Genomic DNA, 13857 nt, shown 5'->3' with positions numbered 1-13857 from the left:
TTGGTTTTTACACCAAGCTTTTTCATCAATATTCTTGTTAGCTAATTAGAACTGCTGAGTGTTTCTCAACGCTTCAATTCGCTTGTCTAATGGTGGGTGAGACATAAGCAATTCTGTTAGAGAGCTTTTACCATTAATGCCAAAGGCCATCATAGAGCCTTCTAGCTGAGGTTCATGACTTGTTTTAAGGCGCTCAAGAGCAGCGATCATCTTATGCTTACCTACTAAGTGTGCAGCCCCTGCATCCGCATGAAACTCGCGCTTACGGCTGTACCACATAGTAATAAAGCTCGCTAAGAAACCAAACACTAGCTCCAATACCATAGACACACCGAAGTACACCATCATGTTAGTGCCACCTTCGCCCTCGTCGCTGTTGTTATTGGCAACCATGTTGGCAATGAAACGCGATAAGAAGATAACAAAGGTATTCACTACGCCTTGCATTAGAGTCATTGTGACCATGTCACCATTAGCAATATGGCTGACCTCATGTGCGAGTACCGCCTCTGCTTCATCTTGAGTCATGCTGTTCAGCAGTCCTGTAGACACCGCAACTAATGAGTCGTCACGCTTAGCACCGGTGGCAAATGCGTTGATGTCCGCAGAATCATAAACTGCAACAGTAGGCATACCAATACCAGCTTGCTGTGCTTGACGAGATACCGTCTCCAAAAGCCAGTGTTCTGTTTGGTTGCGTGGGCTTTCTATCACCTGTCCACCAACCGAACGCAGCGCCATGCTCTTGGACATCATCAATGAAATGAAAGAGCCACCAAAACCAAAGACTGCGGCCAATACAAGTAGACCAGAAAGGCTACCGGATTGTATGCCAGTGAAAGCATAAACAAGGTTTAACACCACACTCAATACTGCAATTACAGCAAGGTTGGTCAGTAAAAATAACGCTACGCGCTTCATTCATTTTCTCCAAAGTAAGAAGCTAGAACAGTGTAATTATGGTTCCAATCCGAGGTTGTAGACAAAGAAAAACATTCTTTGTTCCCTGAGGGGTATCTCAGTTGGATTAGCAAGTTTCTTGCTATCACATTCTATATATAGGGACGCAAAGCGAAAACTCAATAGCAGTAACAATTTGCGACAGAATGAGAGCTCTGTTCGCAATTGACGTTTTTTTTAGCAAAGTGTCTTGCGTTAAATCAATGAATGGGTATAAATGTTAGCCAAGCAAATCATTTATTAACCAAGCATTAACAAAAAGGAGTGAGTTATGGCTGATGGTACTAATCATGAAATGGCGTTGGACATACTTCGTTGTCACCTTGGAATGAGCAAAGAAGAAGCGCTCAAAGAACTGGGGCTTTCTGAGTCCGAATCAGTGGAGCAACAAGTATTAAATGTTCAGTCGCAATTGGCTCGCGACACTAAGTAACTCAATACAAATGACAGAAAAAACGCCCTCTTTTTAAAGAGGGCGTTTTGCTTCTCAGTCGATACGAATGCGTTTAGATAATCGAATCAAGATTGATGTATTTGCTAAGATCTTTTTTCTTAACGCCACGCATATAAGGGATTTCACCAATCTTAGGAGCACCAATCTGCGACTCTAAGAATGCGATAATATCGCGATAATGCTCTTCGCACGGGTTCACTCTGTTGGCGACCCAGCCAACAACCTCTAGACCGTCATTTCGAATTGCTTCCGCCGTTAAAATGGCATGATTTAAACACCCTAGTTTAACGCCTACCACTAGGATCACTGGCAATTTCTCGTCTGCAACCCATTCAGATAAATAACGATCGCCTGCGATCGGTACTCGCCAACCACCCGCACCCTCAACGAGCACAAAGTCGGCATTTTGTTGGTGCTGATGCAGAGTTTCAGATAGCGCTACAGTATCAATAGGCTTATCGTCGATTTCCGATGCGATATGTGGCGATGCCGGCGTCATTAATGCCGCAGGGTTCACTTGGTCGTAATCAAGCTCAATGCTAGCAGCGGCTTGCAGATACAAGGCATCAGAGTTACGAGCGCCATCTGCAGTCATTTCGCAGCCCGCAGCAACAGGCTTGTAACCGATCGTCGACAGACCTCTGGCATTGAATGCTTGCAACAAAGCTCGAGACACAACCGTTTTGCCTACATCAGTATCCGTTCCAGCAACGAAAATTGTCTTGTTCATTTCTTTATTAGCCCTAGGCAAACTTGGTAGGTTGCCGGTAATTTGAGATTGGTCTGAAATAATTTTTGATAGACCTGCTCAACCTTAACCAGTGAGCTTTTCTTGGTTAGGCCATGTGAGCGGCCACCTATTTGAGTAGCTCCAATGCCTTTTAAATCTTTCATTAGCTCAAAGGCGCTACGATACCAATAGGTCATTTTTGCCAAGTCTACTTGAGAGCCATCACAATTCGATTGAGCCAACGCAATTTTTATTGCCTTTTTGGTAACAAACTCCCTCACATGTTGATACTGATCAACATAGCTCCACGCCTGTTTTAATTCATCCAATGACCCTTCGGCCAATGTTGAAAACAGTACATGTCCTCCCACTTTACACACACGTTTCATATCTCGAATAGGGACACTCAAGTCGTCACACCATTGCAAAGCCAAGCTGGATACAACGTAATCGAAGCTATCATCATCAAACGGTAGAGCTTCAGCATCACCTAAGTAATAAGTGGCCAGCTCACCACAGCGTAATCTCGCTTGTTCTAGCATTTTGTCCGATAGATCAAGGGCAACCACTGTTGCTCCTCGCTGGATGAGTTTTTCTGTGAGATAGCCTGTACCACAACCTACATCCAAGATGCGCTTACCTATCAAACTGATGGGCAACCTTTGCAGTAGCTTATCTACGACATCTCTTTGAAATTGAGCATGCTGATCATAGCTAGGAGCAGCACGACCAAACGCACTAGCAATCGCCTGTTTCTCAGGTGTAGAAATCAAAGCGCCATTTAAATAAGAGCCGTCTAAATTGGTCACTAACAATCCTCCTTGGCATATTGAAATTCAAACTGCTTAAGTGATTGAGCGAGTTTACTGATCTCTTCAAGCTTATGATTTGCCGATAGGGTCACTCGAATACGAGCTTTCCCTTTAGGTACTGTGGGGGGCCTAATCGCTGTTGCCCAAAGCCCTTGCTGACGTAAGTGATTTGCCAACGACATTGCACGGCCTGCAGAACCCACTAAGTAGGGTTTTATTGGTGTTTGCGTATCGATATACCCAGGCAGATCGCCAATCAGGCTCGAATAGGTATGTTGTAAATCCGATAATTGATCACGGCGCCATTGCTGGGTGCGAGTGAGCTCGATTGCCTTGGTTACCGCGGCGGCCTGTGCCGGTGGCATCGCCGTTGAATACACGAAATGACGGGCATACTGACGCAAGTATTCTGCGGTAGATGAACTGCATAGGATAGCCGCCCCTTGCACGCCTAACGCTTTTCCAAAGGTCACCACCAGCAGTTGCGGCTTTATCGAAGACTCCGCGCAGCTACCTTTACCTTCTTTGCCTAAAACGCCGACCCCATGGGCATCATCAACCATTAGCCAACAACTTTGCTTTTGACACTGAGCTTCGATATTGGCGAGTGGAGCCCTATCCCCATCCATACTAAATACACCTTCGGTCACCACCAAACCGGCGCCATTACGTTCAATCAGGTCGTGCAGACGCTGAGTGTTGTTATGGGGAAATCTGTATTGGGTCGCAGGGCTTAACACACCCGCTTCAACTAAAGAGGCGTGATTGAGCTTATCTTGGTATAAGCAGTCATTCTTGGCGAGTAGTGCAAACAGGGCTGCTTGGTTGGCACTAAATCCCGAATTAAACAATACTGCCTGTTCAAATCCAAGCCAGTTGCATAAATCGTCTTGCAACTCCTGATGGGCATAGGAAAACCCCGTCACCATAGGAGAGGCTGCGCTACCTGCTCCATATCGATCTACGGCTGCTTTCCAGGCTTCTTTCAAAGCGTCATCATTCGCAAGCCCGAGATAATCATTGCTAGAGAAATTGGTAAAGCTTTGCTTTGCGATTTTAACCTGCGCTGTATTCCCCCCGTGAACAGGGCTTAGGGTTCTAAGTAGCCCCTGTTCGCGTCTTTGTTGCAGTGCGCTAGTGATGCGTGAATCAAACAGTGGCATCGTAGAAAAGGTCGTCTTTCGTTGGTCTTGCCGCCACCCTTTCATTCACCTGCTCGAGCAGTTCATGCTCTTGGATCTGATCCGGTTTCTGGCTGGTTGCCAAGGTGTTGATACCCAGCTTTTTAAATAGCTGCATATCGCTATCTTCATCTGGGTTAGGCGTTGTGAGTAGCTTACAACCATAGAAAATAGAGTTAGCACCCGCCATGAAGCACAACGCCTGCATCTGCTCGTTCATATTTTCTCGACCCGCAGACAAACGCACAGCCGATTCAGGCATCATGATTCGAGCAATGGCAATCAGCTTGATGAATTCAAAGGGGTCGACATCCTCAACATCTTGCAGTGGCGTACCCTTAACCTTGACCAGCATATTGATAGGAACGCTCTCAGGGTGGACGGGTAAGTTAGCCAATTCAACTAATAAACCCGCACGATCTGCAGTGCCCTCACCCATGCCAATAATACCTCCAGAGCAGATCTTCATACCTGCTTCACGTACATGAGATAGCGTATCTAGGCGATCTTGGTAGGTTCGAGTGGTGATGATATTGCCATAATATTCTGGCGAGGTATCGAGGTTGTGATTGTAGTAATCAAGCCCCGCAGTAGAAAGCTCTGAAGCCTGCTCAGGTGTTAACATACCTAGTGTCATACAGGTTTCTAAACCTAGAGACTTTACACCTTTAATCATATCTGTGAGCAAAGGCATATCGCGCGCTTTAGGGTTCTTCCAAGCAGCACCCATGCAGAAGCGTGTAGAGCCAGAGTTTTTCGCCTTTTCTGCGGCCTCTAATACTCGTTCTACCTCCATTAACCTCTCTTTATCAACATCCGTACGATAGTGGGCACTTTGAGGGCAGTATTTACAATCCTCAGGACAAGCCCCCGTTTTTATCGAAAGTAATGTACTGACCTGCACATAGTTGTGCTGCTGATGCTGACGATGAATGGTCTGCGCTTGATACAACAGATCCATAAATGGGAGATTAAGTAATTGCTGGACCTCTTCAACTGTCCAATCATGGCGAACTTCCACACTGTTATCCTTTTCTAAATGCATTGTATAAACGGCATTATTTTTAATGCTCTGTTGCTTGGCTAGTCTAACCCGAAGCGGTACACTGTCAACACAACAAGGATAACTTTGTTTACTAACGAACAATTATTATACAACTTGAGCTCTATTATGGATTTAAGCTTCGACAAAAAACACCTTTGGCACCCGTATACCTCAACTCTCAACCCACTCACTTGTTACCCAGTATCATCCGCATCCGGCGTTGAATTGACGTTAGAAGATGGCACCGAGCTTATTGACGGCATGTCTTCGTGGTGGTCTGCCATACACGGTTATTCTCACCCAAAGCTAAATGCAGCAGCTCATCAACAAATAGACACTATGTCCCATGTCATGTTTGGCGGTATTACTCATGAACCGGCAATTCAGCTAGGTAAAAAGCTACTCGAGCTTGCACCAAACAACCTTCAGCATATTTTTCTCGCTGATTCAGGCTCAGTGTCAGTTGAAGTGAGTCTTAAGATGGCACTGCAGTATTGGCATTCGTTGGGCGAACCTCGTTCCAAGTTTCTTACTTTAAGGCATGGATATCATGGTGATACCTTCGCAGCTATGTCGGTGACAGACCCAGATAATTCGATGCATTCACTCTATAAAGGCTTTCTGCCCGAACATATCTTTGTCGACTCTCCGGAGTGTGGCTTCTTTGACAATTGGGATGAATCGGATATAAAGCCAATGCAAGACGCGCTTGAGCTGCATCACTCTAGCATTGCCGCCATTATTTTGGAGCCAATCGTCCAAGGGGCGGGTGGAATGCGCCTCTATCATTCAACCTATCTGAAGCGCGTACGAGAACTATGTAATCAATACGGCATCTTGCTTATCGCCGATGAAATTGCCACAGGGTTTGGACGAACGGGAAAAATGTTTGCTGTCGAACATGCGGCTATAGAGCCTGATATTTTATGTGTGGGTAAGGCTTTGACTGGCGGGTATATGACTCTCTCAGCAACGCTTGCGACACCAAAGGTTGCAAACACTGTCTGTGGTGGAGATGCGGGGTGCTTTATGCATGGGCCTACCTTTATGGGTAACCCACTGGCCTGCGCCGTAGCTTCCGCAAGTTTAGAAATACTGCAATCGGGCAAATGGGAACAGCAAGTTGAGACTATTGAAAACCAGCTCTCTCTCTCGCTCTCTAAACTATCTCAGTACGATTTAGTAAAGGAAACCCGCTATTTAGGTGCTATTGGTGTAGTAGAAACACATAAACCGGTAGATATGGAGAAGATACAGGCACACTTTGTTGAGCAAGGAGTGTGGATACGCCCATTTGGTAAGCTTATCTATATTATGCCGCCTTACATTATCCAGCCCGATGAGTTGCAGAAGTTGATAGATGCTATTGAAAGTGCAGTGCAGGATGAGGGGTTATTTCTTAATAACTAACAGAGCCGTCATCCTGGAAGTTGCGGAGCAACTATCCAGGACCTTGGCGGTGTTCAAAGTTTAAACTTGTGCGCTCTAAGGTCCTGACTTTCGTCAGGATGACATTTGTACTTGGCGTTTTTGGGCACTATTGAAGCAAACAATAACGTCATGCTGGAAACCGCGACGCGGTTATCCAGCATCTTAGGGATTGGCAATGCGGAGACTGGGCACTCTCTAAGGTCCTGAATCGAGTTCAGAGTGACGGGTGACGACGGTGCTAATCGTCTCCTAGTGCTCGATAGATTTTGCCAACAATGGCTTCTGAAATCATGATGGCGAAAACAACACCGAAGAAGGCAACAATACCGTTGTAAGGACCACTAAACACGACAGCATCACCGAATACAAAGTCTATGGCTGCGAGCATGACAAACTTTGAGCCCACCAAAATGATATAGGTGGTGATGCCACGATATACCTTAGGTGCAGTGCCCGGTTTAGACTTAAAGTAGTTCGCTAATTTATGCTCTAAGCCTATAGACAGTTTCAATAGTAGCTGCAGCAAAATCGCCGCACCTAACGAGACAATAAATGATGAGATATTTACGTACTGCCAAAACTCATCGAGCAAATTGAGAACGGTCAGATCGACCAAAATCGCTAGGGTATAGCCAACAAATAGTTTCTGGGGAGTACTGAAATACTCCAAGCCTTGTTTTTTCTCTTCCATAAGAACCTCCAATAAAACAAAGATTTACAATCTATTAACACACATTCAAAGTAATAAATCTATTACTATTTACCTATCGACTAGATCCATTTCCGACAGGCATAAAAAAACCGGCTAACAAGTAGCCGGCTATTCATACAATCAGCAATTAACCAATGTGGGTTTGACCACCCATGTATGGCTGAAGTACAGCAGGGATCTCGATACGACCGTCCGCTTGCTGGTAGTTTTCTAGAATCGCAACCATAGTACGACCAACCGCTAGGCCTGAGCCATTAAGTGTGTGCAGAAGCTCTGGCTTCTTCTCACCCTTGCGACGGAAACGCGCTTGCATACGGCGTGCTTGGAAATCCCAAGTGTTCGAGCAAGAAGAGATTTCACGGTATGTTTTCTGCGCTGGAACCCAGACTTCTAGGTCGTAGGTCTTACGAGCACCAAAGCCCATATCGCCAGTACAAAGTACAACTTTACGATAAGGAAGCTCTAGCAATTGAAGTACCTTCTCAGCGTGTCCTGTCAGTTCTTCCAAAGCATTCATAGAATCTTCTGGACGAGTGATCTGTACAAGCTCAACCTTGTCGAACTGGTGCATACGGATCAGGCCGCGCGTATCACGACCATAAGAACCCGCTTCAGAACGGAAACATGGAGTGTGCGCCGTCATCTTGATTGGCAGGTCTGCTTCATCAACGATGGTATCACGAACCATGTTGGTCACTGGAACTTCAGCTGTTGGAATTAGAGAAAGCTTACGAGGCTCTTCGTCATTCACTTTTTCTGTTAGTGGCTCAGTGTGGAATAGGTCTTCACCAAACTTAGGCAATTGACCTGTGCCAAATAGGCTGTCTGAATTCACTAGGTACGGTACGTACATCTCTGTATAGCCGTGCTCATCAGTGTGTAGGTTCAGCATAAACTGAGCGATAGCACGGTGAAGGCGAGCAAACTGGCCTTTCATTACGATGAAACGAGCACCGGTGATTTTAGTTGCGCTAGCAAAGTCTAGACCACCTGCCATCTCACCAAGATCAACGTGATCTTTAACTTCAAAATCGTACTCTTTTGGCGTGCCCCAACGAGAAACTTCCACGTTCTCATTTTCGTCTTTGCCATTTGGTACAGAATCGTCTGGAAGGTTTGGAACAGAAAGCGTGATGTCTTCTAGCTGAGCTTGAACTTCTGCTAGTTCCACTTTCTTAGCGTCTAGATCTGAACCCAGAGTACCGATTTGTTTCTTGATCTCTTCAGCGCCTTCTTTATCACCAGCAGCCATTTTTTGGCCAATTTGCTTGGAGATAGAGTTACGTGAGGATTGCAAGTTTTCAACATCAACCTGAATCGCTTTACGCTTTTCTTCCAGTTGGCGAATGGTATCAACGTCTAAGGTAAAGCCTCGACGCGCTAGTTTTGCTGCTGTTTCGTCCAGCTCAGCACGAAATAATTTAGAATCTAGCATTGCTAATCCTGCGTATAGTTAACGATAACTCTCAAGGAGCTAAAAAGGGTAAAATTTCAATCGAACAAAGATATCTAAAAAACACTACTTTTTATAGCGCTTTCGCGTGCTTTTTTCGTCTAAAGAATGGAGATAGTTCAGCTTTTCAGCAATTTTTGTTTCTAGGCCACGATTTTCAGGGAAATAGTAGCGAGTCTCACTCATTTCTGGAGGGAAATAGCATTCACCTGCTGCATAGGCACCGGGTTCATCATGAGCATAACGATACTCCTCACCATAACCTAAATCTTGCATTAATTTAGTTGGTGCATTGCGAAGATGATGAGGTACTTCTAATTCTGATGTATCGTCGGCATCTTGCAGCGCTTGTTTCCACGCTTTATAAACGGCGTTGCTCTTTGGGGCGCACGCTAAATAGACCACAGCCTGAGCCAATGCCCTTTCGCCTTCTGCGGGGCCTATGCGAGTAAAGCAATCCCACGCACTGATCGCTACTTGCATGGCACGTGGATCAGCATTGCCAATATCTTCAGAGGCAATGGCTAACAAGCGACGGGCAATATACAAGGGATCGCAACCGGCCTTGATCATACGAGCACTCCAATACAGCGCCCCGTCGGGGTTTGAGCCTCGTATTGATTTATGCACTGCCGAAATCAGGTCGTACCAAATATCGCCTTTGTTATCAAAGCGTGCCACTTTTGAGCCAGCCACCTGTGCCAGCAGTTCAAGATCTATCTGTTTGACGCCATTTTTTTCTGGCGCCATATCAAACAGCAGCTCTAGGTAGTTCAGCGCCATACGCGCATCACCACTGACAAGCTCAGCTAAGCGCTGATCGCTCTCACCGATAAACTCTGCCTTGAGCTTACCTAAGCCGCGTTCATCGTCACTTAAGGCTTGCTGAATCACTTGCTCAATATCTTGCGTATTTAGGGACGCCAGCTTATAGACACGCGCTCGCGACAACAGTGCGTTGTTGAGCTCAAAAGAAGGATTCTCGGTGGTTGCTCCAATGAAGGTGACCGTGCCATCTTCAATATGCGGCAAAAAAGCGTCTTGCTGGCTCTTATTGAAGCGATGCACCTCATCGACAAACAAGATAGTGCGATGTCCAGCCACCTTGTTGTCACGAGCCTTTTCAATGGCTGCTCGAATGTCTTTCACGCCGGAGGTTACCGCTGACACTCGCTCTACCCTAGCGTCGGCATAGCTTGCAGCTACCTCGGCTAATGTAGTTTTGCCAGTGCCCGGCGGGCCCCATAAGATCATGGAGTGAAGCTGCCCTGCCTGTAGGGCTCGGTATAAGGGCTTACCTGGGCCTAAGACATGCTGTTGACCTACGTATTCCTCAAGGGTTCTTGGGCGCATACGCGCTGCAAGAGGACGGAAATCCTCTCCCGTTGAGAAATCAAATTGCATATTGCTCATGATATAGGTTTAGTTACGCTGGTCGTCAACTTCAACCCCATTTGGGATTTCAAACACAAATCGCGTCTTAGCTGGCGTTTCGGTGCGGTAGTCATTAAAGGTAAACTTACTACGCTGACCATCTTGCTCCACTACATTAAAGCCAGAGATTGCTCCTGCTTCATTGATGTCGATCTGGAACTGGCCCTGCGTTGAGGTTGCGTCCGTTGGGGTTAAGGTGAAGCGATCGCCATTTTGAATTACGTTGTATTTATCCCAATCACTCGCTTTGTTGCGTGTTAGCAATACAAACGGCGTTTGTTCTGTCGCTTGCTCTTGCCAATAAATACTCACTTGTTCAATAAACGGGCTGTAGTACCACAGTGTTTCACCATCAGACACCAATACATTTTCGTCAGGGGTATTGGTGGTCCAGCGAAATAGGCTTGGCCTTGCAATCTCAACAGAGCCTGTTCCTTCCATAACAACTTCATCATCAGGACTTACTACTGTTTGAGAAAACTGCGCAGTAAAACCATCGGTTTTATCTAGACGTTGTACCAATTCTTGTTGTGGGTTGGCAGACACAGCGCCTGATACCAACACTAATAGACTCACTAATATTTTTTTCATACTACTCTCAAAATATTGGGCCAAAAGGCCCTATTACATATCTTTAATTGGCGGCGGTGCAAGCACCTCTCGGTTGCCATTATGGCCAGGAGCCGACACGATACCTTGCGCTTCAAGTTGCTCAACGATGCGAGCTGCGCGGTTGTAGCCAATCTTAAACTTACGCTGCACGCCTGACACAGAGCCACGGCGAGTTTCAGTCACATGCTCAACCACTTGATCAAACAGCGGGTCAGTATCCTCTTCCCCTTCCATTTTTTCGCCCGGAAGCAAGGTTTCTGGTGATGGTTCACCTTTGGTGATCTCATCAATGTACTGAGGTTTACCTCGCGCCTTCCAGTCATTCACTACCGCATGTACATCGTCATCTGACGCAAACGCGCCATGTACACGAATGGTATGGCTAGAACCTGGTGGTAAGTACAACATGTCACCCATACCCAACAAGGATTCTGCACCACCCTGATCGAGAATGGTTCGAGAGTCAGTCTTGGTGGATACTGTAAATGCAACACGGGTTGGGATGTTTGCCTTAATCAGACCTGTAATCACATCCACTGATGGACGCTGAGTAGCCAGAATAAGGTGGATACCCGCTGCACGCGCTTTTTGCGCGATACGAGCAATAAGCTCTTCAACTTTTTTGCCCACAACCATGATAAGGTCAGCAAATTCGTCAACCACAACCACGATGTACGGCAGTTTTTCAAGAAGAGGCGCTTCTTGATCCATACTGTCACCTGGCTGCCACAGAGGATCGTGGATTGGATGTCCTGCGTCCGCAGCCATTTTCAGCTTCTCATTAAAGCCTTTCAGGTTTCGCACACCAAGAGCTGACATCAGCTTGTAGCGACGCTCCATCTCTCCAACACACCAGCGCAGCGCGTTCGACGCATCCTTCATATCCGTAACCACTTCGGATAACAGATGAGGAATGCCTTCGTAAATAGAAAGCTCAAGCATTTTCGGGTCAATCATGATGAAACGCACATCATCTGGCGTTGATTTATACAACATACTCAGAATCATCACGTTCACACCTACCGACTTACCCGAGCCTGTAGTACCCGCCACCAACACGTGAGGCATCTTAGACAGATCTGCCACAACAGCATCACCGGCAATGTCTTGACCAAGAACCACAGCTGTTGGGGACTTGTTCTCGATAAACTGCGGGCTACAGATAACATCAGACAAAAATACGGTCTGACGAGTCATGTTCGGAAGCTCAAGACCCACGTAAGGCTTACCTGGAATGACTTCGACAACACGCACTGCTAATGCAGATAACGAGCGGGCCAAGTCCATAGACAAGCTAGAGATCCTTGATACTTTGACCCCTGGTGCTAGGTCTAGTTCAAATCGTGTGATTACAGGGCCTGGGAAAATGCCTACTACCGCAGCCTTAATTTTATAATCAGCCAGCTTAGACTCAACCAGTCGCGCTATGTTTTGCAGCGCTTCTCTATCAATATGATTTTCACGCTTTTCAGGGTGATAAAGCAGTTCCAATGTTGGCATTGGGCTGGTTGGCACCGGAAGGTCAGCATCTTTGCGAATCAAGAAAGGATTCTGAGAGGCAGCCTGCTTTGCCTTGGCATCGGCAACTTGTTTAGCAAAGGCTTCCGCGTCCGTTAACTCTTCAACGACGGTGTCTGGTTGTTGATCATCTTGCTCTGAGACAGTGTTTTGCTCTTCCATCTCATCAAGTGACTCGACAGAAATGCTTGGTTCTGGCTTTTCAGATTCTTCAACAATATCAAAATCGGAAGCGTCACCGACTAGCTCTGCGTCATGATTATGTGAATGTTCATGGCCATGTACTTGATCATCTTCAAGTAAGGGGTCGCTTTCCAGCGTTGGAGGCTGGAAGCTTGGCTTCTCCTCTACTATCTCTTGTGTCGCAGTAAAATGCTCTTCCACTTCAGGGATCAACATCTCTGGCGCTGACTCTTGGCTAGGTTCCAAAGTCTGGGCAGTAGTCTCTACTATCGGTTCTTCAGTATCGGCATAATCATTAGCTAGCTGAGCATCACGCTCTAGCTGGTCAATCGGTGCATTGAGGTTACTGGTTCTATCGAAGGTAAAGGTTTCTTCCTCGGTGTCCTCCGGCATATAGATCTTATATGGGGTTTCTTCCCCAGTAACTTCCTTGGACGGTGTCAGTAATGGGTCTGCTGATAAGGTGCTCTCAGTCTCTTCGACAAAAGGCTGCGCTGTTTCTGGAGACGTATCTGCATAAACGAGTTTTTGATCATCAAGTCGTGTAGGTTCAAGCACCTGCTCTTTATCACCACGCACAAAGTTCAAGCAAGAAGTAACGCACCATAAGGTTCCCTGTCCGATGCGTTCAACAATCGACAGCCACGAGATACCGGTAAACAGAGTGAAAGACGCACCCCAGAAAAACAAAAGAACAAGTGTACTGCCTAGAGTATTAAATGTAGGCAGAGCCAGGCTGGTAATGACATCACCCACCACACCACCTGATGAGAAATACCAGATATCATCAAAGTTCAGATCGGCTAAGCCACAACTGGTTACGATGAGTAGCGCGCCGCCGAGTAGTCGAGTACCCCATAGCATCAAGTCAACAGGGTCTGTATCCGTGCGTTTACGAAATACAATCCAAGATAGCAGAACGATAATAGCGGGTACGAAATAGGCCAGAACGCCAAAGATGAATAACAATGTATCACCTATCCAGGCGCCCATTAGACCACCCGCATTCTTCACTTCCCCACCCCAAGCGGTTTGCGACCAAGAAGGATCGGCTGGGTTAAAGGTAATCAGTGATACTGCCATAAGGACAGCAAGCAATACGCCAATGATAAGACACCCTTCTCTTAGGCGTTGAATGCCGGTGAGATTGGGCTTGGCTTTTTGAGGAGACTTGTGAACTACTGTTCGAATTTTGGGATTTCTTTTCAACATATCCATTGCATGCGGGTCTGAGTCGGATAAACGACACGAGCGACTAATGTCGCTCGTGATTATCTTCATTTAAACACATGCTGAGGTAAAAACCCAAATAGAACCTCAGGGAATCAGCAA

Annotated in this window: 12 protein-coding genes; 2 read left to right on the top strand and 10 right to left on the bottom strand. The window is 46.4% G+C overall.

What is annotated here, in order from left to right; genetic code table 11:
• Nucleotides 1-45: 45 nt before the first annotated feature.
• A complete protein-coding gene (htpX, locus tag OCU46_RS05090) occupies nucleotides 46-921 on the bottom strand; it encodes a protease HtpX (protein ID WP_065210041.1) in 876 nt (291 codons plus the stop codon).
• 310 nt (nucleotides 922-1231) lie between these two features.
• Here htpX and OCU46_RS05085 point away from each other — a divergent pair, with 310 nt between their 5' ends.
• Nucleotides 1232-1393, top strand: coding sequence for a hypothetical protein (locus OCU46_RS05085; RefSeq protein WP_167495413.1), 162 nt, complete (start codon nucleotides 1232-1234; stop codon nucleotides 1391-1393).
• A 73-nt stretch (nucleotides 1394-1466) separates the two neighbouring features.
• On the opposite strand, the gene bioD is transcribed toward OCU46_RS05085, so the two are convergent.
• The 4 genes from bioD to bioB are packed head-to-tail and all read right to left on the bottom strand — an operon-like array spanning nucleotide 1467 to nucleotide 5158.
• Complete coding sequence (gene bioD, locus OCU46_RS05080; protein WP_141272193.1) at nucleotides 1467-2144, bottom strand: dethiobiotin synthase; 678 nt, start codon at nucleotides 2142-2144, stop codon at nucleotides 1467-1469.
• Entirely contained in the window at nucleotides 2141-2953 is an 813-nt protein-coding gene (gene bioC / locus OCU46_RS05075) for a malonyl-ACP O-methyltransferase BioC (protein ID WP_141272192.1), read from the bottom strand. Before bioC ends, bioD begins: the two co-directional genes overlap by 4 nt.
• Nucleotides 2953-4119, bottom strand: a complete 1167-nt coding sequence (gene bioF, locus OCU46_RS05070) for an 8-amino-7-oxononanoate synthase (RefSeq protein WP_141272300.1) — start codon at nucleotides 4117-4119, stop codon at nucleotides 2953-2955. Before bioF ends, bioC begins: the two co-directional genes overlap by 1 nt.
• Nucleotides 4106-5158 carry a biotin synthase BioB gene (gene bioB / locus OCU46_RS05065; RefSeq protein WP_141272191.1) on the bottom strand — a complete coding sequence of 351 codons (1053 nt, stop codon included), beginning with the start codon at nucleotides 5156-5158 and terminating at the stop codon, nucleotides 4106-4108. The genes bioF and bioB overlap by 14 nt, the downstream gene beginning before the upstream one ends.
• Before the next feature lie 150 nt (nucleotides 5159-5308).
• Here bioB and bioA point away from each other — a divergent pair, with 150 nt between their 5' ends.
• Nucleotides 5309-6592: an adenosylmethionine--8-amino-7-oxononanoate transaminase gene (gene bioA / locus OCU46_RS05060; protein WP_141272190.1), complete on the top strand. Its 1284-nt coding sequence runs from the start codon at nucleotides 5309-5311 to the stop codon at nucleotides 6590-6592.
• 259 nt (nucleotides 6593-6851) lie between these two features.
• Here bioA and OCU46_RS05055 read toward each other — a convergent pair whose 3' ends face one another.
• From OCU46_RS05055 to OCU46_RS05035, 5 genes are all read right to left on the bottom strand, one after another.
• Nucleotides 6852-7304: a hypothetical protein gene (locus OCU46_RS05055; RefSeq protein ID WP_141272189.1), complete on the bottom strand. Its 453-nt coding sequence runs from the start codon at nucleotides 7302-7304 to the stop codon at nucleotides 6852-6854.
• 148 nt (nucleotides 7305-7452) lie between these two features.
• Entirely contained in the window at nucleotides 7453-8760 is a 1308-nt protein-coding gene (gene serS, locus OCU46_RS05050; RefSeq protein ID WP_141272188.1) for a serine--tRNA ligase, read from the bottom strand.
• 84 nt (nucleotides 8761-8844) lie between these two features.
• The gene (locus OCU46_RS05045) at nucleotides 8845-10191 is read right to left on the bottom strand and encodes a replication-associated recombination protein A (protein WP_141272187.1); all 1347 of its coding nucleotides are present in this window, start codon (nucleotides 10189-10191) and stop codon (nucleotides 8845-8847) included.
• Nucleotides 10192-10200: 9 nt separating this feature from the next.
• Nucleotides 10201-10803, bottom strand: coding sequence for an outer membrane lipoprotein periplasmic chaperone LolA (gene lolA, locus OCU46_RS05040; RefSeq protein ID WP_141272186.1), 603 nt, complete (start codon nucleotides 10801-10803; stop codon nucleotides 10201-10203).
• A 33-nt stretch (nucleotides 10804-10836) separates the two neighbouring features.
• On the bottom strand, nucleotides 10837-13737 hold the full coding sequence (locus OCU46_RS05035) for a DNA translocase FtsK (RefSeq protein ID WP_208733567.1): 2901 nt from the start codon (nucleotides 13735-13737) through the stop codon (nucleotides 10837-10839).
• Nucleotides 13738-13857 lie beyond the last annotated feature (120 nt).

It is taken from the genome of Vibrio comitans (assembly GCA_024346835.1).
Classification (GTDB): domain Bacteria; phylum Pseudomonadota; class Gammaproteobacteria; order Enterobacterales; family Vibrionaceae; genus Vibrio; species Vibrio comitans.
This window is presented reverse-complemented; position numbering and strand designations above follow the sequence as displayed.